Source organism: Mycobacterium europaeum (genome assembly GCF_034555895.2).
GTDB classification, from domain to species: Bacteria; Actinomycetota; Actinomycetes; order Mycobacteriales; family Mycobacteriaceae; genus Mycobacterium; species Mycobacterium europaeum.
In genome coordinates this window covers 5,084,143-5,107,878 of the sequence record NZ_CP157315.1, presented here as the reverse complement: position 1 = coordinate 5,107,878, position 23,736 = coordinate 5,084,143, and the positions used below count along the sequence as shown (strand labels likewise).

17 protein-coding genes and 1 pseudogene are annotated in these 23,736 nt (G+C 69.4%); 16 read left to right on the top strand and 2 right to left on the bottom strand.

Translation table 11 applies throughout. The annotated features are described in order from the left end of the window. Positions 1-78: 78 nt before the first annotated feature. A complete protein-coding gene (locus U8D42_RS23490; RefSeq protein ID WP_085242507.1) occupies positions 79-1,275 on the bottom strand; it encodes a cysteine desulfurase-like protein in 1,197 nt (398 codons plus the stop codon). Positions 1,276-1,402: 127 nt separating this feature from the next. Between U8D42_RS23490 and U8D42_RS23485 the strand changes: the two genes are divergently transcribed. From U8D42_RS23485 to wzm, 5 genes and pseudogenes are all read left to right on the top strand, one after another. Next, entirely contained in the window at positions 1,403-3,400 is a 1,998-nt protein-coding gene (locus tag U8D42_RS23485; RefSeq protein WP_322860869.1) for a DUF6541 family protein, read from the top strand. Positions 3,401-3,421: 21 nt separating this feature from the next. After that, positions 3,422-3,928 carry a bacterial proteasome activator family protein gene (locus U8D42_RS23480; RefSeq protein ID WP_085242505.1) on the top strand — a complete coding sequence of 169 codons (507 nt, stop codon included), beginning with the start codon at positions 3,422-3,424 and terminating at the stop codon, positions 3,926-3,928. An 11-nt stretch (positions 3,929-3,939) separates the two neighbouring features. After that, entirely contained in the window at positions 3,940-4,737 is a 798-nt protein-coding gene (wzt, locus tag U8D42_RS23475) for a galactan export ABC transporter ATP-binding subunit Wzt/RfbE (RefSeq protein ID WP_085242504.1), read from the top strand. Further along, positions 4,734-5,639 (top strand): annotated as a pseudogene (gene glfT1 / locus U8D42_RS23470) (galactofuranosyltransferase GlfT1); the annotation flags it as partial. The gene wzt and the pseudogene glfT1, both read left to right, overlap by 4 nt. Positions 5,640-5,872: 233 nt before the next feature. Next, the gene (wzm, locus tag U8D42_RS23465; protein ID WP_322858065.1) at positions 5,873-6,703 is read left to right on the top strand and encodes a galactan export ABC transporter permease subunit Wzm/RfbD; all 831 of its coding nucleotides are present in this window, start codon (positions 5,873-5,875) and stop codon (positions 6,701-6,703) included. An 8-nt stretch (positions 6,704-6,711) separates the two neighbouring features. On the opposite strand, the gene U8D42_RS23460 is transcribed toward wzm, so the two are convergent. Continuing rightward, positions 6,712-7,065 carry a DUF732 domain-containing protein gene (locus U8D42_RS23460; RefSeq protein ID WP_322858066.1) on the bottom strand — a complete coding sequence of 118 codons (354 nt, stop codon included), beginning with the start codon at positions 7,063-7,065 and terminating at the stop codon, positions 6,712-6,714. Between the two features lie 186 nt (positions 7,066-7,251). Between U8D42_RS23460 and U8D42_RS23455 the strand changes: the two genes are divergently transcribed. From U8D42_RS23455 to U8D42_RS23405, 11 genes are all read left to right on the top strand, one after another. Continuing rightward, positions 7,252-7,731 (top strand): GreA/GreB family elongation factor, encoded by a 480-nt coding sequence (locus U8D42_RS23455; protein ID WP_085242500.1) that lies wholly within the window; start codon positions 7,252-7,254, stop codon positions 7,729-7,731. Positions 7,732-7,773: 42 nt separating this feature from the next. Next, positions 7,774-8,202, top strand: coding sequence for a GtrA family protein (locus U8D42_RS23450; protein ID WP_322858067.1), 429 nt, complete (start codon positions 7,774-7,776; stop codon positions 8,200-8,202). 32 nt (positions 8,203-8,234) lie between these two features. Further along, the gene (locus U8D42_RS23445) at positions 8,235-9,626 is read left to right on the top strand and encodes an FAD-binding oxidoreductase (RefSeq protein WP_322858068.1); all 1,392 of its coding nucleotides are present in this window, start codon (positions 8,235-8,237) and stop codon (positions 9,624-9,626) included. Positions 9,627-9,637: 11 nt separating this feature from the next. Then, on the top strand, positions 9,638-10,402 hold the full coding sequence (locus U8D42_RS23440) for a decaprenylphospho-beta-D-erythro-pentofuranosid-2-ulose 2-reductase (RefSeq protein WP_085242497.1): 765 nt from the start codon (positions 9,638-9,640) through the stop codon (positions 10,400-10,402). Between the two features lie 2 nt (positions 10,403-10,404). Next, positions 10,405-12,291 (top strand): galactan 5-O-arabinofuranosyltransferase, encoded by a 1,887-nt coding sequence (locus tag U8D42_RS23435; protein WP_322858069.1) that lies wholly within the window; start codon positions 10,405-10,407, stop codon positions 12,289-12,291. A gap of 11 nt (positions 12,292-12,302) precedes the next feature. Next, the gene (locus U8D42_RS23430) at positions 12,303-15,569 is read left to right on the top strand and encodes an arabinosyltransferase domain-containing protein (RefSeq protein WP_322858070.1); all 3,267 of its coding nucleotides are present in this window, start codon (positions 12,303-12,305) and stop codon (positions 15,567-15,569) included. A gap of 49 nt (positions 15,570-15,618) precedes the next feature. Then, positions 15,619-15,942 carry an ArsR/SmtB family transcription factor gene (locus U8D42_RS23425; RefSeq protein WP_085242494.1) on the top strand — a complete coding sequence of 108 codons (324 nt, stop codon included), beginning with the start codon at positions 15,619-15,621 and terminating at the stop codon, positions 15,940-15,942. Further along, on the top strand, positions 15,939-16,424 hold the full coding sequence (locus tag U8D42_RS23420; RefSeq protein ID WP_090419038.1) for an SRPBCC family protein: 486 nt from the start codon (positions 15,939-15,941) through the stop codon (positions 16,422-16,424). The genes U8D42_RS23425 and U8D42_RS23420 overlap by 4 nt, the downstream gene beginning before the upstream one ends. After that, on the top strand, positions 16,421-17,038 hold the full coding sequence (locus U8D42_RS23415) for a maleylpyruvate isomerase family mycothiol-dependent enzyme (RefSeq protein ID WP_322858071.1): 618 nt from the start codon (positions 16,421-16,423) through the stop codon (positions 17,036-17,038). Before U8D42_RS23420 ends, U8D42_RS23415 begins: the two co-directional genes overlap by 4 nt. A gap of 68 nt (positions 17,039-17,106) precedes the next feature. Beyond that, positions 17,107-20,439 carry an arabinosyltransferase domain-containing protein gene (locus tag U8D42_RS23410; protein WP_322858072.1) on the top strand — a complete coding sequence of 1,111 codons (3,333 nt, stop codon included), beginning with the start codon at positions 17,107-17,109 and terminating at the stop codon, positions 20,437-20,439. Beyond that, complete coding sequence (locus U8D42_RS23405; protein WP_322858073.1) at positions 20,436-23,648, top strand: arabinosyltransferase domain-containing protein; 3,213 nt, start codon at positions 20,436-20,438, stop codon at positions 23,646-23,648. Before U8D42_RS23410 ends, U8D42_RS23405 begins: the two co-directional genes overlap by 4 nt. Positions 23,649-23,736: the final 88 nt, after the last annotated feature.

Genomic DNA, 23,736 nt, shown 5'->3' with positions numbered 1-23,736 from the left:
CCATTTTGGCGGCATCCCCGCCGTGAGCGCACACCGAAAGCCATGGCTGCACTCTCGAGTGCTAACGGTCTGAGCGGCTCAGCCCAGGGACGCCAGCGCGCGCACCAGCTGGTCGACCTCGGCCGTCGTCGAGTAGTGCGCCAGCCCGACGGTCACCGCACCGCCAACGTCGTTGACGCCCAGCACGTCGAGCGCGCGGGAGTTCTCGTTGGTGACGGCCAGAATCCCGTTGTCGGCCAACCGCTGCACCACCCGCTCGGCGGGCACGCCGTTCAGGGCGAAGCTCACCACGGGGATCCGCACCTCCGGACGGCCGATCACCATGACCAACGGCAGTGACCGCAACGACACCATCAGGTAATCGAAGACCCGGTTCAGATATGCACCGGCCGATTGCATCGACACGGACAGGCGTTCGCGTCGGCTGCCGCGGGCCGACTCGTCGAGCGCCGCCAGATACTCGACGCTGGCGACCACCCCGGCCAGCAGACCGAACTGGTGCGTGCCGATCTCGAGGCGCGCCGCGCCGGTCGCCTTCGGGTCGGTCGAGATGGAGCCGAACGAATTGAGCAGCGCCGGGTCGCGGAACACCACCGCGCCGATCGGCGGACCGCCCCATGCCAGGGCGTTCACCGCCACCACGTCGGCGTCGGTTTCCCGCACGTCGAGCAACCGGTACGGCGCCGCGGCGGAATGGTCGACCACGACCAGCCCGCCGACGTCGTGCACCAGCTTGGTCATCGCCCGCAGGTCGGTGACCGTGCCCAGCGTCGCGGACGCGGATGCGACGGCCACCAGCCTGGTCGACTTGCCGATCAGGCCCTCCCACTGCCACGTCGGCAGCTCGCCGGTCTCGATGTCGATCTCGGCCCACTTGACCTTGGCGCCGTAGCGGTGCGCCGCCCGCAGCCAGGGGGCGATGTTCGCCTCGTCGTCCAGGCGGCTGACCACCACCTCATAGCCCAGCCCCGCCCGCGAGGACGACGCCTCGGCCAGCGCCGACAGCAGGATCGCGCGGTCGGCCCCGAGCACCACGCCCGCCGGGTCCACGTTGAACAGGTCGGCCACCGCCGCCCGCGCCGCCTCCAGGATGGCGGCGCTGCGCTGCGCCGAGGGATGCGCACCGACCGTGGTGGCGCTGGACCTGCGGAAGGCCGTCGAAACGGTGGTCGCGACCGAATCGGGGATCAGCATCCCGGTAGGCGCATCGAAGTGCACCCACCCGTCACCCAATGACGGATGCAGTCCGCGCACCCGGGCGACGTCGTAAGCCATGCCAGCCACCTTAGAGCTTGCGCATTTCGGCGAAACCGTGACGGTAGCGGGTGCCCGGAACGCTCGAGCCGTTGCGGCCAGCCGGTGGCTTCCCGAGCCAGGACACCCGGCCAGCCATACTAGTCGAGTGGGGCTCTGGTTCGGAACGCTGATCGCATTGTTTTTGCTGATAGCGCCCGGAGCGATCATCGCACGTGTCAGTCAGCTGAGTTGGCCCATCGCGGTCGCGGTGGGCCCGGCGCTGACCTACGGTGCGGTCGCGCTGGCGATCATCCCGTTCGGCGCGGTCGGAATCCCCTGGAACGGCTGGACGGCGCTGGCCACGCTGGTCGTGGTGTGCCTGGTGATGACGGTCCTGCAGCTACTGCTCGGCCGCTATCGCGACACCGCGGCCGAAGCCCGCGGCATCGGGGGCTGGCCCGCGATCACGGTGGCGGCCGGGGTGCTGCTGGGTGCCCTACTCATCATGTGGGCGGCCTACCGCGGCCTGGCCACCCACTGGCAGACCATCCCCAGCACCTGGGACGCCGTCTGGCACGCCAACGAGGTGCGCTTCATCCTCGACACCGGGCAGGCGTCATCCACCCACATGGGCGAGCTGCGCAACGTCGAAACGCACCAGACCCTGTATTACCCGTCGGTGTTCCACGCGTGGGTGGCGGTGTTCTGTCAGCTCACCGGGGCGGCGCCGACCACCGGCTACACGCTGGGTTCGGTGGCGGTGTCGGTCTGGCTGTTCCCCACCAGCGCGGCGATGCTGGCCTGGCGGCTGCTGCGCCCGCACTGGGGCCAATGGCTCACCGCCGGCGCGGCCGCCACCACCGCCGCGCTGTCGGTGTCGTTCACCGCCCTCCCCTATGTCGAATTCGGTGTCGCCGCGATGCCCAACCTGGCGGCCTACGGGGTCGTCGTGCCGACGTTCGTGCTCATCGCCTCGACGCTGCGCCACCGCGACCGGATCCCGGCCGCCGTGCTGGCCTTCGTGGGGGTGATGTCGGTCCACCTGACCGGCGGGTTCATCGTCGTGCTGTTCGTCGTCGCCTGGTGGATGCTGGACGTGCTCTGGCGCCCGGTCCGCGGCCGCGTCGCCGACGCCCTGACGCTTGCCGGGGTGGCCGTGGCCACCGCGCTGATCCTGTTGCCGCAGTTCATCAGCGTCCGTCAGCAGGAAGACATCATCGCCGGGCACTCGTTCCTCACCTACCTCAGCAAGAAGCGAGGCCTGTTCGACGCCGTCTTCCAGCACTCGCGCCACCTCAACGACTTCCCGTACCAGTACGGGCTGATGGCGCTCGCGATCATCGGCGGCGCCTTCTTCGCCTACAAGAGGATCTGGTGGCCGCTGGCGGTGTGGCTCCTGCTCGTCGTGGTCGAGGTCGACGCGGGAACCCCGCTCGGCGGCCCGGTCGGCGCGATCGCCGGCGCGTTCGGGGAGTTCTTCTACAAGGACCCGCGTCGGATCTCGGCCGCGATCACCCTGCTGCTGCAACCGATGGCCGGGGTCGCGTTGTTCGTGATCGTCATGGTGGTGGTGGCCGGCGCCAAACGGGTCGCCGGCCGATTCAAACCGTCCCCCACAAGCGGGAGGTGCCCCCAGCCCGCACCGGTGTGGACCGCCGCCACGGCGGTCCTGCTGGTGGCGACGACCGTCTTGACCGCCCGCCACTACTTCTATCGACACCTGTTCCTGTTCGGCGACAAGTACGACTCGGTGATGATCGACCAACGCGACCTGATGGCCATGGCCTATCTGGCCACGCTGCCCGGCGCGCACAACACCGTGATCGGCAACGCCAACACCGACGGCACCGCGTGGATGTACGCCGTCGCCGACCTGCACCCGCTGTGGACCCACTACGACTACCCCCAGCAGATGGGCCCGGGCCCCAACCGCTACATCTTCTGGGCCTACGCCCGCAAGGGCGAGTCCGACCCGCGGGTGGTCGAGGCGATCAAAGCGCTCAATATCCGGTACATCTACACCAGCCGGCCGACGGTCCGCGGGTTCGCCGTACCCGACGGACTAGTGTCACTGGATAAATCACCGTCGTGGGCGCTGATCTACGACAATGGTGGAGCCCGAATCTACGAATGGCGCGGAAGCGGCGCGGCGCCGCACTCTTAGTCCGCAAAGGATGGTGATGGATTGAGTACCCGCAACGACGACGATGGCATCGAGATCATCGGCGACGTCGACCCGCGGACCACGGCGGTGACGGAGGACGACTCCGACGAGCGCTCCCTGACCGATCTGGTTGAGCAACCCGCCAAGGTGATGCGCATCGGGACCATGATCAAGCAACTGCTCGAGGAGGTGCGCGCCGCACCGCTCGACGAGGCCAGCCGCAACCGCCTGCGCGAGATCCACGCCACCAGCATCCGCGAACTCGAGGAGGGCCTGGCGCCGGAACTGCGCGAAGAGCTCGACCGCCTCACCCTGCCGTTCAACGAGGACGCGGCGCCGTCCGACGCCGAACTGCGCATCGCCCAGGCCCAATTGGTCGGCTGGCTGGAAGGGCTGTTCCACGGCATCCAGACTGCGCTGTTCGCCCAGCAGATGGCCGCCCGCGCGCAGCTGGAGAACATGCGTCAGGGCGCGCTGCCCCCCGGCGTCGGCAAGCCCGGCGGATCCGGACACGGTCAGTACCTGTAAAGCGCAGCACGGTGGCGGGTCCTCACATCGAGACGCACAACGCGTGGGTGGAATTTCCCATTTTCGACGCGAAGTCGCGCTCCCTGAAGAAAGCGTTCCTGGGCAAGGCGGGCGGCACGATCGGGCGCAACAGCTCCAACGTGGTCGTCGTCGAGGCGCTACGGGACATCACCCTGTCGCTCGAGCTGGGCGACCGGGTCGGCCTGGTCGGCCACAACGGCGCCGGGAAATCGACTCTGCTGCGGCTGCTTTCGGGCATCTACGAACCCACCCGCGGCTGGGCGGAGGTCACCGGACGGGTCGCTCCCATCTTCGACCTGGGGATCGGGATGGACCCCGAGATCTCCGGTTACGAGAACATCATCATCCGCGGGCTGTTTTTGGGGCAGACCCGCAAGCAGATGATGGCCAAGGTGGACGAGATCGCCGAGTTCACCGAACTGGGTGACTACCTGTCGATGCCGCTGCGCACCTACTCCACCGGAATGCGGGTGCGGCTGGCGATGGGCGTGGTCACCAGCATCGACCCCGAGATCCTGCTGCTCGACGAAGGGTTGGGCGCGGTCGACGCCGACTTCATGAAGAAGGCCCAGTCCCGGCTGCAGAGCCTGGTGGAACGGTCCGGAATCCTGGTGTTCGCCAGCCATTCCAACGAATTCCTCGCGCGGCTGTGCAAGACCGCGATGTGGATCGACCACGGCGTGATCCGGATGGCCGGCGGAATCGAAGAGGTGGTGCGCGCCTACGAGGGGGAGGACGCGGCCCGGCACGTGCGCGAGGTGCTGGCCGAAACGCGCAACGAGATATGACCGAGACCGTGATCGCCGTCGTCGTCACCCACCGGCGCCCCGACGAGCTGGCCAAGTCGCTGGGCACGCTGAGCAGCCAGACCCGGTTGCCCGACCACCTGATCGTGATCGACAACGACGGCCCCGGTTCCGGCCGGGTAGGCGATCTGGTGGCCGGCCAACCCATCCCGACCACCTATCTGGCCTCCCGCCGAAACCTCGGCGGCGCAGGCGGTTTCGCGCTGGGGATGTTGCACGCGCTGGCCCAGGGCGCCGACTGGGTGTGGCTGGCCGACGACGACGGGCGCCCACAGGACTCGCACGTGCTGGCCACCCTGCTGGCATGCGCCGAGAGGCACGCGCTGGCCGAGGTGTCGCCGATGGTGTGCAACTCCGACGACCCGGAGCGGCTCGCATTCCCGTTACGCCGCGGCCTGGTATGGCGCAGGCGCGCAAGCGAATTGCGCACCGAAGCGGGACAGGACCTGCTGCCCGGGATAGCCTCGCTGTTCAACGGCGCGCTGTTCCGGGCGACCACCCTCGAAGCGATCGGCGTCCCCGACCTGCGGCTGTTCATCCGGGGCGACGAGGTCGAGATGCACCGGCGGCTGGTGCGATCGGGCCTGCCGTTCGGCACCTGCCTGGACGCGGTTTACCTGCACCCGTGCGGTTCGGCGGAATTCCGCCCGATCCTGGGCGGTCGCATGCACACCCAATACCCCGACGACCCCAACAAGCGGTTCTACACCTATCGCAACCGCGGCTACCTGTTGGCACAACCCGGCCTGCGCAAGCTCCTGATTCAGGAGTGGGTTCGGTTCGGCTGGTACTTCCTGGTGACCCGGCGCGATCCCAAGGGCCTGGCCGAATGGATTCGCTTGCGCCGCTTGGGACGCCACGAGCAATTCGGCAAGCCTGGTGGCGATCGCGAGCGCGGCGAAGCCGGGCGAAGCGGGTCGCCACCATCGGAACTTCGTGGCGATCGCGAGCGCGGCGAAGCCGGGCGAAGCGGGTCGCCACCATCGGAACTTCGTGGCGATCGCGAGCGCGGCGAAGCCGGGCGAAGCGGGTCGCCACCATCGGAACTTCGTGGCGATCGCGAGCGCGGCGAAGCCGGGCGAAGCGGGTCGCCACCATCGGAACCTGGAGGACCCCAGTGACGTTTCTCGACGCCGCGGCCCAGTCGCGGACCTTCACCCGTGCCCGGGGCGATCTGGTGGCCGGTTTCCGCCGGCACGAGCTGTGGCTGCACCTGGGCTGGCAGGACATCAAGCAGCGCTACCGCCGCTCGGTGCTGGGACCGTTCTGGATCACCATCGCGACCGGCACCACCGCCGTCGCCATGGGCGGCCTGTACTCCAAGCTGTTTCACCTCGAGCTCTCGGTGCACCTGCCGTACGTCACGCTGGGCCTGATCATCTGGAACCTGATCAACGCCGCCATCCTCGAGGGCGCCGACGTCTTCGTCGCCAACGAGGGACTGATCAAGCAGTTGCCGACGCCGCTGAGCGTGCACGTCTACCGGCTGGTGTGGCGGCAGATGATCCTGTTCGCGCACAACATCGTCATCTACGTCGTCATCGCGGTCATCTTCCCCAAGCCGTGGTCGTGGGCCGACCTGTCGGTGATCCCCGCGCTGGGGCTGATCGTGCTCAACTGCATATGGGTATCACTGTGTTTCGGCATCCTGGCGACCCGCTACCGCGACATCGGTCCGCTGCTGTTCTCGGTCGTGCAGCTGCTGTTCTTCATGACGCCGATCATCTGGAACGACGACACGTTGCGGCAGCAGGGCGCCGGCCGGTGGTCGAGCATCGTCGAGCTCAACCCGCTGCTGCACTACCTGGACATCGTTCGCGCCCCGCTGCTGGGCGCCCACCAGGAGCTGCGGCACTGGGCGGTGGTGGTGGCGCTGACGGTCGTCGGCTGGGTGCTGGCGGCGTTCGCGATGCGCCAGTACCGCGCCCGGGTGCCGTACTGGGTGTAGCCGCCGGCTCACATCAGCGGCGGCCCCGGATTCAGCCAGTCCAGGGAACCGTCGGTCTGCCCTTTGTATTGCGGGCAATAGGCGGAGACGGACGCCCCGACGAAGAACCCCGCCTGCCGGGCCGAGAGGTTGGCGTCCTTCATCACCTTCATCGCCAGGACGCTCGATTTCTGCTTCTTGTCGAGCCCGGCGCAGACGGTGTGGGCCATCGAGATCGCGGTGTCCGGGTCGTTCATGACGATCCCGTTCTCCGCCAAGGCCCCGACGAAGGCGTCGTCGGGCGGATCCGCCGCCGCCGGGGGCGAGCAGAACACCGCGGCGCACAGCAGGCCCGCACCCAGTGCCCGGAGATCGACGTTCATAGTGACAACGATAGGGACCGCGGCGTCCGGTGGGCGGCTCCGAGAAGTCGTTGTGGGATCCCGCAAACCACTCGAATATCGGTTACGCAACGCGGATGGGCGCTTGCCCGATAATGGTGGCGGCCGCCGCGCCGTGGTGCAACACTGGAACGCCACCTGAGCAAACTGGACGAAAGGTCCATCGACGTGAGCAAGAAGGTCCAATCAGCGGCGGACGCGGCACGGGAGAGCCTGGCCGCGGAGCTGGAGCGGCTGCGGCAGCGGCGCGACCGCCTCGAGGTCGAGGTCAGGAACGACCGCGGCATGGTGGGCGATCACGGCGATGCGGCCGAGGCGATCCAGCGCGCCGAGGAGCTGGTCGGGCTCAGCGACCGGATCAATGAGCTGGACCGCCGGCTGCGGGCCGGGCCGTCGCAACCGGACGAATCCGAGACGCTGCCCGGCGGGACCGAGGTCACCCTGCGGTTCTCCGACGGTGAGGTGGTCACGATGCGCGTGATCTCGATCGTGGAGGAGACGCCCGCCGGCGGGGAAGGCGAGACGTTGACCGCGCGCAGCCCCCTGGCCCAGGCCCTGACCGGGCACAAGGCGGGCGACACGGTGACCTACTCGACGCCGCAGGGCGAGGAGCAGGTCGAGTTGATAGCGGTCAAACTCCCCCGCTGACGCGTCCCCGGCCGTTCCGGCCGCCCCGATAGACTCCCCCCAATGGTTGCCCCGCTGCCCGATGCCGCGCCGCCCAGCCCGCAGCTGAGCCTGACGACACAGGTGACGCGGTTCGTCGTCACCGGCGGCCTGGCGGGGGTCGTGGACTTCAGCCTGTACCTGATCCTCTACAAGGCGGTCGGCGTCCAGGTCGACCTGGCCAAGGCCACCAGCTTCGTCGTCGGCACCATCACCGCCTACCTGATCAACCGCCGGTGGACGTTCCAGGCGGCCCCGAGCACCGCACGCTTCGTCGCGGTCATGGTCCTCTACGCCATCACCTTCGCCGTGCAGGTCGGGCTCAACCATCTGTGCCTGGCGCTTTTGCACTACCGCGGGTGGGCGATCCCGGTCGCGTTCGTGATCGCCCAGGGCACCGCGACGGTGATCAACTTCATCGTCCAGCGAGCGGTAATCTTCCGCATCCGCTGAGCCGACGTCCGCAAGCGGTACCCTCTTTGACGATGTTGAGCACCGACGTTCCGACCACCACCACCCGGCTGACCGGCTTCGGCCGCACCGCGCCGTCGGTGGCCGAGGTGCTCTCGACCCGCGACCCCGAGCTGATCGCCAAGGCGGTCGCCCGGGTGGCCGAATCCGGCGGCCCGCACGGGCGGGGCGTGATCGCGCGCGGCCTGGGCCGGTCCTACGGCGACAACGCCCAGAACGGCGGCGGCCTGGTGATCGACATGACCGGGCTCAACCGCATCCACTCGATCAGCGCCGACACCCGCTTGGTCGACGTCGACGCCGGCGTCAGCCTGGACCAGCTGATGAAGGCCGCCCTGCCGTTCGGCCTGTGGGTTCCGGTGCTGCCGGGCACCCGCCAGGTCACCGTCGGCGGCGCGATCGCGTGCGACATCCACGGCAAGAACCACCACAGCGCGGGCAGCTTCGGCAACCACGTGCGCTCGATGGACCTGCTGATGGCCGACGGCACCGTCCGCACCCTCACCCCCGACGGGGACGACGCCGAGCTGTTCTGGGTCACCGTCGGCGGCAACGGCCTGACCGGAATCGTCCTGCGCGCCACCATCGAGATGACGCCGACGGAGACGGCGTACTTCATCGCCGACGGGCTGGCCACCAAGGACCTCGACGAGACGGTCGCGGCCCACCTCGACGGCAGCGAGGCCAACTACACCTATTCCAGCGCGTGGTTCGACCTGATCAGCCCGCCGCCCAAGCTGGGCCGCGCCGCCATCAGCCGCGGCAGCCTGGCCAAGCTGGACCAACTGCCCAAGAAGCTGGCCAAGAACCCGCTGAAATTCGATGCGCCGCAACTGCTCACGGTGCCCGACGTGTTCCCGGTCAGCGCGATGAACAAGCTCTCGTTCATGGCCATCGGCGAGGTGTACTACCGGCTGGGCGGAAACTACACCGGCAAGATCCAGAATCTGTCGCAGTTCTACCACATGCTCGACCTGGTCAGCGGCTGGAACAACGCTTACGGCCCAATGGGTTTCGCCCAGCACCAGTTCCTGGTGCCGCCGGACGCGATGGACGAATTCAAGGCCATCATCCGCTGGATCCAGACCCGTGGCCACTATTCGGCGCTGAACGTGTTCAAACTTTTCGGCCCGGGCAACCGCGCGCCGCTGAGTTTCCCGATGGCCGGGTGGAACGTCGCGATGGACTTCCCCAACAAGCCGGGCATCAACGAGTTCCTCAACGAACTCGACCGGCGTGTACTGGAATTCGGGGGCCGCGTCTACACCGCCAAGGATTCCCGGGTGAGTGCCGAGACCTTCCACGCCATGTACCCGCGCATCGACGAATGGATCGCCGTGCGGCGCAAGGTGGACCCCTCCGGGGTGTTCGCATCGGACATGGCCCGACGTTTGGAGCTGCTGTAAATGGTGCGTCAATGGTTCTAGATGCCGTGGGGAACCCGCAGACCATCCTGTTGCTGGGCGGCACGTCCGAGATCGGGCTGGCCATCTGTGAGCGCTACCTGCAGAACGCGCACGCCCGAATTGTGCTGGCCGCCATGCCCAATGACCCGGGCCGCGACGCCGCCGTCGCCCAGATGAAGGCGGCGGGCGCGCGGTCGGTGGAGCTGATCGACTTCGAGGCCACCGACCCCGACAGCCACCCGAAGATGATCGAGGAGGCGTTCGCCCACGGTGACGTCGATGTGGCGATCGTCGCCTTCGGCATCCTCGGCGACGCCGAAGAGCTGTGGCAGGACCAGCACAAGGCCGTGCTGGCCGCCGAGATCAACTACACGGCCGCCGTTTCGGTGGGGGTGCTGCTCGGCGAGAAGATGCGCGCCCAGGGGTTCGGCCAGATCATCGCCATGAGCACGGTCGCCGGGGAGCGGGTGCGGCGATCCAACTTCGTCTACGGCTCCACCAAGGCGGGGTTGGACGGCTTCTATCTGGGACTCGGGGAAGCGCTGCGCGAGTACGGGGTTCGCGTTCTGGTGATCCGCCCGGGTCAGGTGCGTACCCGGATGAGCGCGCACGTCAAGGAGGCCCCGCTCACCGTGGACAAGGAGTATGTCGCCAACCTCGCGGTGACCGCCGCCGCAAAGGGTAAGGAATTGGTTTGGGCGCCGGCAGCATTCCGTTACGTGATGATGGTGTTGCGACACATTCCGCGGAGCGTGTTCCGCAAGCTGCCGATCTGATCATGCGTAATGCGCTGGCCGCCCTGGGCCAGATGGCGCTGGCGGCCGCGGTGGCCGTCGCCGTCGCGGCCGTGTCGCTGGCGGCCATCGCCCGCGTGCAGTGGCCGGCCTTCCCGTCCTCCAACCAGCTGCACGCGCTGACCACGGTGGGGCAGGTCGGCTGCCTGGCCGGCCTGGTCGCCGTCGGTTGGGCGTGGGGGCGGTCCGGCCGGTACCGCTGGGCGGCCCAGCTCGGCGGGCTGGCCTTCGTGTCCGCGTTCACCGTCGTGACGTTGGGCATGCCGCTGGGCGCGACCAAGCTCTACCTGTTCGGCATCTCGGTCGACCAGCAGTTCCGCACCGAGTACCTGACCCGGTTCGCCGACAGCCCGGCCCTGCGCGACATGACCTACCTCGGGCTGCCGCCGTTCTACCCGCCGGGCTGGTTCTGGATCGGCGGTCGGGCCGCGGCGCTGAGCGGCACGCCCGCCTGGGAGATCTACAAGCCGTGGGCGATCACCTCGATCACCGTCGCCGTCGCCGTCGCGCTGGTCCTGTGGTGGCGGATGGTCCGCTTCGAGTACGCGTTGATCGTCACGACGGCGACCGCGGCGGCCACGCTCGCCTACGGCTCGCCCGAGCCCTACTCGGCGATGATCACCGTGCTGCTGCCCCCGGTGCTGGTGCTGACGTGGTCGGGCTTGCGCGGCGGCGAGCGCGGGGGCGGCTGGGCCGCCGTCACGGGCGGCGGGTTGTTCCTCGGCTGGACGGCCACCTGGTATTCGCTGCTGTTCGGGTTCGGCGCCTTCACCGTCGCGCTGATGGCGCTGTGGCTGGCGGTCCTGCGCTGGCATCAAAACAGGCCGGGCGGCGTCAGGGCCGCCCTCGACCCGCTGCGCCGGCTGGCCGTCATCGCCGTCCTGGCCGCGGTCATCGCCGCCACCACCTGGCTGCCGTTCCTGGTCCGCGCGACCGGAAGCCCGATCAGCAACTCCGGCAGCGCCTTTCACTATCTGCCGGCCGACGGCGCCGTCCTGACCTTCCCGATGCTGCAGTTCTCCCTGCTGGGCGCGATCTGCCTGCTCGGCGCCCTGTGGCTGGTGCTGCGCGCCCGATCCTCGGTGCGGGCCGGCGCCCTGGCCATCGGCGTGCTGGCCGTCTACGTGTGGTCGCTGCTGTCGATGCTGACCACGCTGGCGCGCACCACGCTGCTGTCGTTCCGGCTCCAGCCCACCCTGACCGTGCTGCTAGTGGCCGCGGGGGCGTTCGGGTTCGTCGAGGCGGCGCGGGCCCTGTCCGCGCGGAGCCGCGCCGCCCTTCCCGTCGCCGGGGCCGTCGGCCTGGCCGCCGCGATCGCGTTCAGCCAGGACATTCCCGACGTGCTGCGCCCGGATCTCACCATCGCCTACACCGACACCGACGGCAACGGCCAGCGCGGCGACCGGCGGCCGCCGAGCTCGGAGAAGTTCTATCCCGACATCGACCACACCATTGCGACCGTGACCGGCAGGCCCCGCGACCAGACCGTGGTGATGACCGCCGACTACAGCTTCCTGTCCTTTTATCCCTATTGGGGATTCCAGGGGCTGACGTCGCACTACGCCAACCCGCTGGCGCAGTTCGACCTGCGGGCCGCCCAGATCAAGAAGTGGTCCAAGCTCAAGTCCGCCGACGAGCTCATCCACGCGCTGGACACCTGCCCCTGGCCGCCGCCCACGGTCTTCCTCATGCGCCGCGGTGCGAACGGCAACTACACGCTGCGGCTCGCCGAGGACGTCTACCCCAACCAGCCCAACGTCCGCCGCTACACCGTCGATCTGCGGGCCGCACTCTTCGACAGCCCCCAGTTCGTCGTCCACGGCGCCGGCCCGTTCGTGGTGGCCGTCCGCAAACCTCCGGCAAGCCACTGACGGGCCCGCTGATGAGCACCGACACCTCGCCGCCGGGCGTCGAAGAACTAGCATCTACCACCGTGACCGACAGGGGTGCCAACCACCGGATCGCCCGGTTGGTGGCCACCGTCGCGGGGCTGCTCGGGACGCTGCTGGCCATCGCCACCCCACTGCTGCCCGTCAACCAGACCACCGCGCAGCTCAACTGGCCGCAGAACGGCGCCTTCGGCAGCGTCGACGCGCCGCTGATCGGGTACGTGGCCACCGACCTCAGCGTCACCGTGCCGTGCCAGGCCGCCGCCGGACTGACCGGCCCGCAGAACGCCGGCAAGACGGTGCTGTTGTCGACGGTGCCCAAGCAGGCCCCCAAGGCCGTGGACCGCGGGCTGCTCATCCAGCGCGCCAACGACTACCTGGTGGTCGTGGTGCGCAACGTCGCGGTGGTGACCGCCCCGCTCAGCCAGGTGCTCAGCCCGGCCTGCCAGCGGTTGACCTTCACCGCGCACGCCGAGAAGGTCACCGCCGAGTTCGTCGGGCTGACCCAGGGCCCCAACGCACAACACCCCGGCTCGCCGCTGCGCGGGGAGAAGAGCGGCTACGACTTCCGGCCCCAGATCGTCGGCGTGTTCACCGACCTCACCGGGCCGGCGCCGGCGGGCCTGAGCTTCTCGGCGACCATCGACACCCGCTACAGCAGCAGCCCCAGCCAGCTGAAGATGGCGGCGATGATCCTCGGGGTGGTGCTGACCGCCGCCGCCCTGGTCGCGCTGCACCTGCTCGACACCGCCGACGGCACCCGGCACCACCGCTTCCTGCCGTCGCGCTGGTGGTCGGTCAGCGCGCTGGACGCGCTGGTGATCGCGGTGCTGGTGTGGTGGCAGTTCGTCGGCGCCAACACCTCCGACGACGGCTACATCCTGACCATGGCCCGGGTGTCCGAGCACGCCGGCTACATGGCCAACTACTACCGCTGGTTCGGCACGCCGGAGGCCCCCTTCGGCTGGTACTACGACCTGCTGGCCCTGTGGGCGCACGTCAGCACCGCCAGCATCTGGATGCGGCTGCCCACCCTGGCGATGGCGCTGACGTGCTGGTGGGTGATCAGCCGCGAGGTCATTCCCCGCCTGGGCCACGCCGTCAAACACAACCGCGGGGCGGCCTGGACGGCGGCCGGCATGTTCCTGGCCGTGTGGCTGCCGCTCAACAACGGCCTGCGGCCCGAGCCGATCATCGCGCTCGGCATCCTGCTGACCTGGTGCTCGGTCGAACGCGCGGTGGCCACCAGCCGGTTGCTGCCGGTGGCGGTCGCCTGCATCATCGGCGCCCTGACGCTGTTCTCCGGGCCGACGGGCATCGCCTCGATCGGTGCCCTGCTGGTCGCGATCGGGCCGTTGCGGACCATCCTGCACCGCCGATCCAAACTGTTCGGCGCGCTGCCGTTGGTCGCGCCCCTGTTCGCCGCGGTCACCGTCACCGCCATCCTGATCTTCCGCGACCAAACCCTGGCCGGCGAGGTGCAGGCCAGCATGCTCAAGCGCGCCGTGGGGCCCAGCCTGAGCTGGTTCGACGAACACATCCGCTACGAGCGGCTGTTCATGGCCAGCCCCGACGGATCGGTCGCCCGCCGCTTCGCCGTGTTGGCGCTCGTCCTGGCGCTCGGCATCACGGTCGCCATGTCGTTGCGCAAGGGCCGGATTCCGGGCACGGCCGCGGGGCCGAGCCGCCGCATCGTCGGGATCACCATCATCTCGTTCATCGCGATGATGTTCACCCCGACGAAGTGGACCCACCACTTCGGCGTGTTCGCCGGGCTGGCCGGGTCGCTGGGTGCGCTGGCCGCGGTCGCCGTGACCGCGGTGGCGATGCGGTCCCGGCGCAACCGCACCATGTTCGCCGCGGCGGTGCTGTTCCTGGTGGCGCTGTCGTTCGCCAGCGTCAACGGCTGGTGGTACGTATCGAATTTCGGTGTGCCGTGGTCGAACTCGTTCCCGGCATGGCACTATGCGTTCGCCACCGCGCTGCTCGGGCTGACCGTCGTGGTGCTGGCGCTGGCGGCGTGGTTCCACTTCGTGTCGCCCGATAACGGCCCACCACGGACTCGGTACGGGGCGCGGGCAGCGGGAATCATCCAGTCCCCGTTGGCAATCGCGACGTGGGCGCTGGTGGTGTTCGAAGTCGCGTCGCTGACCCTGGCGATGGTCGATCAGTACCCCGCGTGGTCGGTGGGTCGGTCCAATCTGGAGGCGCTTACCGGCAAGTCCTGCGGACTCGCCGAGGACGTGCTGGTGGAGCAGGACCCCAACGCCGGAATGCTCGCACCGGTGAGCGCGCCGGTGGGTGACGCCCTGGGGGCGGGGTTGTCGGAAGCCTTCGTGCCCAACGGGATTCCCGCCGACGTCCGGGCCGACCCGGTAATGGAGCGGCCGGGTGACCGCAGCTTCATCAACGACGACAAGCTCGTCACCGGCGCCGAGGCCGGTACCGAGGGCGGCACCACCCCGGCGCCGGGGATCAACGGTTCGGTCGCCCAGCTGCCCTACAACCTGGATCCCGCCCGCACGCCCGTGCTGGGCAGCTGGCGCCCGGGCATACAGGTGCCGGCCCACCTGCGGTCGGGCTGGTATCGGCTGCCCACCCGCGACCAGGCGCGGCCGCTGCTGGTGGTGAGCGCGGCGGGCCGTTTCGACCCGCGCGAGGTCCAGGTCCAGTGGGCCACCGACCAGGAAGCCGCGAGCGGACACGCCGGCGGGTCGTTCCAGTTCGCCGACGTGGGCGCCTCCCCGGCGTGGCGCAACCTGCGACTGCCGCTGTCGGCCATCCCCGGCAGCGCCACCCAGATCCGGCTGGTCGCCGACGACGAAGACCTGGCGCCGCAGCACTGGATCGCGCTCACACCGCCACGGATTCCGCAGCTGCGCACGCTGCAAGACGTGGTCGGCTCCAAAGACCCGGTGTTCCTGGACTGGCTGGTCGGCCTGGCCTTCCCCTGCCAGCGGCCGTTCGGACACCAGAACGGTGTCGACGAGACCCCGAAATGGCGCATCCTGCCGGACCGTTTCGGCGCCGAAGCCAACTCGCCGGTGATGGACAACAACGGCGGCGGCCCGCTGGGCGTCACCGAGCTGCTGGTGAAGGCGACGACCATGGCCACCTACCTGAAGGACGATTGGTCGCGCGACTGGGGCTCGCTGCAACGGTTGACGCCGTACTACGCCGACGCCCAGCCCGCGCGCCTGCAGCTCGGGACGGCCACCCGCAGCGGCCTGTGGAATCCCGCGCCGCTGCGCAAGACCTAGTCGGCCAGGCCTTGCCCGGGACTCATCCGTAAGCGTAGACTTACCGTTCGTGGCCACTTACCAAAGCGGCGACGTGTGGCTGGCCCTGGCCGACGGAACGCGGCGGGCCATCGTCGAACGTCTCGCGCACGGCCCGTCGGCGGTCGGCGAGTTGGCTCGCGACCTGCCCGTCAGCCGGCCTGCGGTGTCACAACACCTCAAGGTGCTCAAGTCCGCCGGACTGGTGCGTGACCGCGCCGCGGGCACCCGTCGCGTCTATCAACTCGACCCGTCTGGCCTGGAGGCGTTGCGCGCCGACCTCGACCGGTTCTGGACGCGAGCGCTGGCCGGCTACGCGCAGAAGATCGATGAGGGTAAAGGAGAAGACTTGTGACGCAGCGCATTCCGAACGTCGTACACCACGTCGTCGTCAACGCCCCGATCGAGCGGGCGTTCGCCGTCTTCACCGCGCAGTTCGGCGACTTCAAGCCCCGGGAGCACAACCTGCTGGCCGTCCCGATCGCCGAGACGGTCTTCGAGCCCCGGGTCGGTGGGCACATCTACGACCGCGGCGTCGACGGCAGCGTGTGCCGCTGGGCGCGAGTCCTGGCCTACGAGCCGCCACACCGCCTGGTGTTCACCTGGGACATCGGCCCCACCTGGCAACTGGAGCCCGACCCGTCGAGGACCAGCGAGGTCGAAGTGCGCTTCACCGCGGAATCCGACAACCGCACCCGCGTCGACCTCGAGCATCGCCACCTCGACCGCCACGGCCCCGGATGGGAATCCGTCGCCGACGGCGTCGCCGGTGACGCGGGCTGGCCGCTGTACCTCGATCGTTACGCCCGCCTGCTGCCCTCCGGGAGCCGGCAATGACCCTGATGAGCATGGCCCGCGACGAGCGGGCCGACCTGGCGGAATTTCTGGCGACGCTGACGCCGCAGGACTGGGAGGCGCCCAGCCTGTGCGCCGACTGGACGGTCAAAGACGTTGTCGCGCACATGATCAGCTACGAAGAGCTCGGCACGCTGGGGTTGCTCAAGCGCTTCGCGAAGGGCTGGGTCGTGCGGGCCAACCAGGTGGGCGTCGACGAGTTCGCCGACTTCAGTGCCCCACAGCTGCTCGACTTTCTGCGCGCCCACCTTCAACCGCGCGGGCTGACGGCCGGTTTCGGCGGGATGATCGCGCTCGTCGACGGCACCATCCATCATCAGGACATCCGCCGCGCGCTGGGCCGGCCGCGCACCGTCCCGGCCGACCGGCTCGAGCAGGTCCTGGCCCTGGTGCCCGGCAACCCCAGGCTCGGCGCCGGCCGCCGCATCCGGGGCCTGCGCCTGCGCGCCACCGACGTCGACTGGGAACACGGCCACGGACCGGAGGTCACCGGGCCCGGCGAGGCGCTCCTCATGGCGATGACCGGCCGGCCCGCCGCCCTGGCCGACCTCGCCGGCCCCGGGCTGCAGACGCTGGCCGCGCGGCTCGTCCGCTGAACCTGCGCGGCCCGCCCCCGGCCCCGCGTCCTCAGCGGACAAAGCGGCTTCGCTTACCATCGAGCCTCGTGTCCCCCGACGGTAATCAGCGATCGCAGCGGATCCCACGGTTGGTGGCCGCCGGCGCCGGGGTCGTCGGACTGCTGTTGTGCGTGCTCGTCCCGCTGCTCCCGGTCAGCCAAACCACTGCGACGGTGCTGTGGCCGCAGGGCACCGTGGACGGGCACGTCGCCCAGGTCACCGCGCCCCTGGTGTCCGGTGCGCCCCGCGCGCTGGACATCTCCGTCCCGTGCGCGGCGATCGCCACCCTGCCCGCCGGCGGCGGCCTGGTGGTCTCGACGCTGCCCGCCGGGGGCATCGACGCCGGCAAGAACGGGCTGTTCGTGCGCGCCGACAAGGACTCGGTGGTGGTCGCGTTCCGCGACACCGTCGCCGCGGTGGCGCCGCGGCCCGCCGTCGCCGGCGGGGGCTGCAGCGTGCTGCACGCCTGGGCGAACACCGGCGGGACGGGAGCGGAGTTCGTCGGCATCCCCGGCGCCTCCGGAACCCTGTCCGCGGAGAAGAAGCCGCAGGTCGGCGGGATCTTCACCGACCTGAAGGTGCCCGCCCAGCCGGGGTTGTCCGCCCGCGTCGACATCGACACCCGATTCATCACCGCCCCCACCGCCCTCAAGCGGCTGGCGATGCTGGTGGGCACCCTGGCCGTCCTGACCGCCGTCGTCGCGCTCGCCGCGCTCGACCGGCACAGCCGCGGCGGCACGCTGGTCAACTGGCGGACACCGATCGCCAGGCTGTCCCGGTACCGCCCCCGGGTGCGGTGGAGCTCCTGGCGGCGCGTCAGCATCGCCACCTGGATCGCCGACGCCGGGGTGATCGCGACACTGCTGCTCTGGCACGTCATCGGCGCCACCTCGTCCGACGACGGCTACAACCTGACCATCGCCCGCGTCGCCCCCAAGGCCGGCTACATCGCCAACTACTACCGCTACTTCGGCGCGACGGACGCTCCGTTCGACTGGTATCTCGGGGTGCTGTCCAGGCTGGCGTCGGTGAGCACCGCCGGCGTCTGGATGCGGTTGCCGGCCACGCTGGCCGGGATCGCCTGCTGGCTGGTGATCAGCCACTGGATCCTGCGCAGGCTGGGGCCCGGCCGGGGCGGCCTGGCGGCCAACCGGGTGGCGGTATTCACCGCGGGTGCGGTGTTCCTGGCCGCCTGGTTGCCGTTCAACAACGGGCTGCGGCCCGAGCCGCTGATCGCCCTCGGCGTGCTGGTCACCTGGATCCTGGTCGAACGTTCGATCGCGCTGCAACGCCTGGCCCCGGCCGCGGTGGCCGTCTTCGTCGCGATGCTCACGGCGACGCTGGCACCGCAGGGCCTGATCGCCGTCGCCGCGCTGCTGACCGGCTCACGCGCCATCGCCCGGACGATCCGGCGCCGCCGGGCGACCGACGGGCTGCTGGCGCCGCTGGCCGTGCTGGTGGCGTCGCTGTCCTTGATCACCGTCGTGGTGTTCCACCGTCAGACGCTGGCCACTGTCGCCGAATCGGCGCGCATCAAATACAAGGTCGGGCCGACGATCGCCTGGTACCAGGACTGGCTGCGCTACTACTTCCTCACGGTGGAGTCCAACCCCGACGGGTCCATGTCCAGGCGATTCGCGGTGCTCGTCCTTTTCCTGTGCCTGTTCGGGATGCTGGTCATCCTGCTGCGCCGCGGCGGGGTCCCGGGGCTGGCCAGCGGCCCGGCGTGGCGGTTGATCGGCACCACCGCGCTCGGCCTGTTGCTGTTGACGTTCACCCCGACCAAGTGGGCCGTTCAGTTCGGCGCCTTCGCCGGACTGGCCGGGGCGCTGGGCGCGGTCACCGCGTTCGCCCTCGCGCGCATTGGCCTGCACAACCGCCGCAACCTGACGCTGTACGTGACCGCGCTGCTGTTCGTGCTGGCGTGGGCCACCTCCGGCGTCAACGGCTGGTTCTACGTCGGCAACTACGGGGTGCCGTGGTACGACATCCAGCCGGTGATCGCGAGCCATCCGGTGACGTCGATGTTCCTGACGCTGTCCATCCTCACCGGGCTGCTGGCCGCGTGGCAGCACTTCCGCATGGACTACGCCGGCCACACCGAAGTCGAGGACAACCGCCGCAACCGCGTCCTGGCCTCGACCCCGCTGCTGGTGGTCGCGACCATCATGGTGGTCGGCGAGGTCGCCTCGCTGACCAAGGGCGCGGTGTTCCGCTACCCGCTCTACACCACCGCCAAGGCCAATCTCGCCGCCATCAGCTCGGGGCTGTCCCCGCAGAGCTGCGCCATGGCCGACGACGTGCTCACCGAGCCCGACCCCAATGCCGGCATGCTGGCGCCGGTGCCCGGGCAGACCTTCGGCCCCGACGGCCCGCTCGGCGGGCTCAACCCGGTGGGCTTCAAACCCGACGGCGTGGGCGATGACTTGAGGTCGTATCCGGTGGTGACCAAGCCGGGCGTGGTGAATTCCGATGCGTCGCCCAACAAGCCCAACGCCGCGATGAGCGACTCGGCGGGCACGGCCGGCGGCAAGGGGCCGGCCGGAGTCAACGGCTCACACGCGGCGCTGCCGTTCGGCCTCGACCCGGCCCGCACCCCGGTGATGGGCAGCTACGGCGAGAACTCGCTGGCCGCCACGGCGACCTCGGCCTGGTATCAGCTGCCCCCGCGCACCCCGGAACGCCCGATCGTCGTGGTGTCGGCGTCCGGCGCGATCTGGTCCTACAAAGAGGACGGCACCTTCACCTACGGGCAGTCGCTGAAACTGCAGTGGGGCCACCGCGACTTGGCCCGCCCCGACGGCACCACCCAGCCGCTGGCCGAGGTGCAACCGATCGACATCGGCCCCGAGCCGGCGTGGCGCAATCTGCGGTTCCCGCTGACCTGGGCGCCGCCCGAGGCCAACGTGGCGCGCATCGTCGCCTACGACCCGAACCTGAGTTCGGATCAGTGGTTCGCGTTCACGCCGCCGCGGGTGCCGGTGCTGGAAACCCTGCAGCAGCTGATGGGGTCGCGCGCGCCCGTGCTGCTGGACATCGCGACGGCGGCGAACTTCCCGTGCCAGCGGCCGTTCTCCGAACACCTTGGCGTTGCCGAACTTCCGCAATACCGCATCCTGCCCGACCACAAGCAGACGGCATCGTCGTCGAACGGGTGGGAGGCCGGCGAGGCCGGTGGCCCGTTCCTGGTCACCCAGGCGATGCTTCGTACGTCGACGATCTCGACGTATCTGCGTGGCGACTGGTACCGCGACTGGGGATCCGTCGAGCAGTACTTCCGGCTGGTGCCGGCTGACCAGGCGCCGGACGCCGTGATCGAACAGGGTGTGATGACAGTGCACGGCTGGAGCCGGCAGGGACCGATTCGGGCACTCCCATGAGCGTGACGACGGCCGACAGGGACGTGCGGACGACGCGCTGGGTGGCGACCATCGCCGGCCTGATCGGGTTCGTGTTGTCGGTGGCCACCCCGCTGTTGCCGGTCGTGCAGACCACCGCGACCCTCAACTGGCCACAGAACGGCCTGCTGAACAGCGTTACGGCACCGCTGATTTCGCTGACCCCCGTCGACGTGACCGCGACCGTGCCCTGCTCCGCGGTGCGAGCCCTGCCGCCGGAAGGCGGCGTCGTGCTGAGCACGGCGCCCAAGAAGGGCAAGGACGCCGCGCTCAACGCGCTGTTCGTCGTCGTCAACGGCAAGCGCGTGGACGTCACCGACCGCAACGTGGTGATCGCCAGCGCGCCGCGGGATCAGGTGGCAGGAGCCGCAGGTGCCCCCGGATGTTCCAGAATCGAGATCACCTCGACGAAGGCCGGCGCCTTCGCCACCTTTGTCGGGCTGAAGGATTCGGCGGGCCGACCGATCGGCGGCGGTTTCCCGGACCCGAACCTGCGGCCGCAGATCGTCGGGGTGTTCACCGATCTCAGCGGCCCCGCCCCGCCCGGCCTGAAGTTCTCGGCGACCATCGACACCCGGTTCTCCACCACGCCGACGACGCTGAAACTGGCTGCGATGGTGCTGGCGATCGTGTCCACCATCATCGCGCTGGTCGCGCTGTGGCGCCTCGACCAATTGGACGGCCACCGAATGCGGCGGCTCATCCCCGCGAACTGGCGCACGTTCACCCTGGCCGACGTCGTGGTGATCTTCGGCTTCGTGCTCTGGCATGTGATCGGGGCGAACTCGTCGGACGACGGCTACATCCTGGGCATGGCCCGGGTCGCCGACCACGCGGGCTACATGTCGAACTACTTCCGCTGGTTCGGCAGCCCCGAGGACCCCTTCGGCTGGTACTACAACCTGCTGGCGCTGATGACCCACGTCACCGACGCGAGCCTGTGGATGCGGCTACCCGACCTGATCGCGGGAATCCTGTGCTGGCTACTGCTCTCGCGTGAGGTGCTCCCCCGGTTGGGTCCGGCGGTGGCCGGTAGCAAGGCCGCGAACTGGGCGGCGGGCATGGTGCTGCTGACCGCGTGGATGCCCTTCGACAACGGCCTGCGCCCCGAGCCGATCATCGCCCTCGGTTCTCTGGTCACCTATGTGCTGATCGAGCGCTCGATGCGCTACAGCAGGCTGACGCCCGCCGCGCTGGCGGTCATCACCGCGGCGTTCACGCTCGGTGTCCAGCCCACCGGGTTGATCGCGGTCGCCGCGCTGGTCGCCGGCGGTCGCCCGATCCTGCGCATCCTGGTGCGCCGCCACCGGTTGGTCGGCACGCTGCCGCTGGTGGCTCCGATACTGGCGGCCGGCACCGTGATCCTGACCGTGGTGTTCGCCGACCAGACGCTGGCAACGGTGTTGGAGGCCACCAGGATTCGCACCGACATCGGGCCCAGCCAGGCCTGGTACACCGAGAACCTGCGCTACTACTACCTGATCCTGCCCACCGTCGACGGCTCGCTCTCGCGCCGCTTCGGCTTCCTGATCACCGCGCTGTGCCTCTTCACCGCCATGTTCATCATGTTGCGGCGCAAGCGGGTTCCCGGCGTCGCCCGCGGACCGGCCTGGCGTCTGATGGGCGTCATCTTCGGCACCATGTTCTTCCTGATGTTCACCCCGACCAAGTGGGTGCACCACTTCGGGCTGTTCGCGGCGGTGGGCGCCGCGATGGCGGCGCTGACGACGGTGCTGGTGTCGCCGAAGGTGCTGCGCTGGTCGCGAAACCGGATGGCGTTCCTGGCGGCGGTGCTGTTCATCCTGGCGTTGTGCTTCGCCACCACCAACGGTTGGTGGTACGTCTCCAGCTACGGTGTGCCGTTCAACAGCAGCATGCCGAAGGTCGGCGGAATCACCGTCAGCACAATATTTTTCGCGCTGTTCGTGATCGCCGCGGTGTACGCGGCGTGGCTGCACTTCGCCGACACCGGCCATGGCGAGGGCCGACTGGCGCGAGCGCTGACGGCGGCGCCCATCCCCATTGCCGCGGGCTTCATGGCGTTGGTGTTCGTGGCCTCCATGGTGGCCGGCATCGTCCGTCAGTACCCCACCTACTCCAACGCCTGGGACAACCTGCGCGAGTTCAGCGGGGGATGCGGGCTGGCCGACGACATTCTCGTCGAGCCTGACAGCAACGCGGGCTTCATGGCGGCCCTGCCCGGCAACTGGGGCCCCCTGGGCCCGCTGGGCGGTGTCAACCCCACCGGCTTCACCCCCAACGGCGTGCCGGACCGCACCCTGGCCGAGTCGGTCAAGGAGACATCGGTGCCGCAGCCCGGCACCGACTACGACTGGGACGCGCCGCTCAAACTGGCGGCGCCGGGCATCAACGGGTCGACGGTGCCGCTGCCCTATGGCCTCAACCCCGATCAGATTCCGCTGGCCGGCAGCTACACCACCGGCGCGCAACAGCAGAGCAAGCTGACCTCGGCGTGGTACCAGCTGCCGAAGCCCGACGACGCCCACCCGCTGGTGGTGGTGACCGCCGCGGGCACGATCGCCGGCAACAGCATCCTGCATCACCACACCAACGGGCAGACCGTGGAATTGGAAATCGGCAGGCCCGGTCCCGACGGCTCCGTGCTGCCGGCCGGAAGGCTGGTGCCCTACGACCTGTACGGTCAGCAGCCCAAGGTGTGGCGCAACCTTCGCTTCCCCCGCTCCCAGATCCCCGCCGACGCGGTCGCGGTGCGCGTAGTCGCCGAGGACCTGTCCCTGACGCCGGATGACTGGATCGCACTGACCCCGCCGCGCGTGCCGGAACTGCGCTCGTTGCAGGAGTACGTGGGTTCCCGACAGCCGGTGCTGATGGACTGGGCGGTCGGGCTGGCCTTCCCGTGCCAGCAGCCGATGCTGCACGTCAACGGCGTCACCGAGATCCCCAAGTTCCGCATCACGCCGGACTACAACGCCAAGAAGCAGGACACCGACACCTGGCAGGACGGCGTGAACGGCGGCCTGCTGGGCATCACCGACCTGCTGCTACGGGCCCACGTGATGTCGACCTACCTGTCCCACGACTGGGGACGGGACTGGGGCTCGCTGCGCAAGTTCGAGACCGTCGCCGATGCCCAGCCCGCGCAGCTCGAGCTCGGCACCGCGACCCGCAGCGGCTGGTGGTCCCCGGGGCCCATCCGCATTAAGCCCTGACGGGCTTTATCGGATTCCGGCCATAATTCGTCAGCCGCCAAATAAAGCGCGGAAATTGACGATCCAGTAATTGTCTGAAAGAGGTTTA

Excerpts from the sequence above, each read along its gene's own strand:
- U8D42_RS23490 (WP_085242507.1), bottom strand. The coding sequence starts at position 1,275 with ATGGCTTACGACGTCGCCCGGGTGCGCGGACTGCATCCGTCATTGGGT.
- U8D42_RS23460 (WP_322858066.1), bottom strand. The coding sequence starts at position 7,065 with ATGAACGTCGATCTCCGGGCACTGGGTGCGGGCCTGCTGTGCGCCGCG.
- U8D42_RS23450 (WP_322858067.1), top strand. The coding sequence starts at position 7,774 with ATGGTTGCCCCGCTGCCCGATGCCGCGCCGCCCAGCCCGCAGCTGAGC.
- U8D42_RS23445 (WP_322858068.1), top strand. The coding sequence starts at position 8,235 with ATGTTGAGCACCGACGTTCCGACCACCACCACCCGGCTGACCGGCTTC.
- U8D42_RS23440 (WP_085242497.1), top strand. The coding sequence starts at position 9,638 with ATGGTTCTAGATGCCGTGGGGAACCCGCAGACCATCCTGTTGCTGGGC.
- U8D42_RS23435 (WP_322858069.1), top strand. The coding sequence starts at position 10,405 with ATGCGTAATGCGCTGGCCGCCCTGGGCCAGATGGCGCTGGCGGCCGCG.
- U8D42_RS23430 (WP_322858070.1), top strand. The coding sequence starts at position 12,303 with ATGAGCACCGACACCTCGCCGCCGGGCGTCGAAGAACTAGCATCTACC.
- U8D42_RS23415 (WP_322858071.1), top strand. The coding sequence starts at position 16,421 with ATGACCCTGATGAGCATGGCCCGCGACGAGCGGGCCGACCTGGCGGAA.
- U8D42_RS23405 (WP_322858073.1), top strand. The coding sequence starts at position 20,436 with ATGAGCGTGACGACGGCCGACAGGGACGTGCGGACGACGCGCTGGGTG.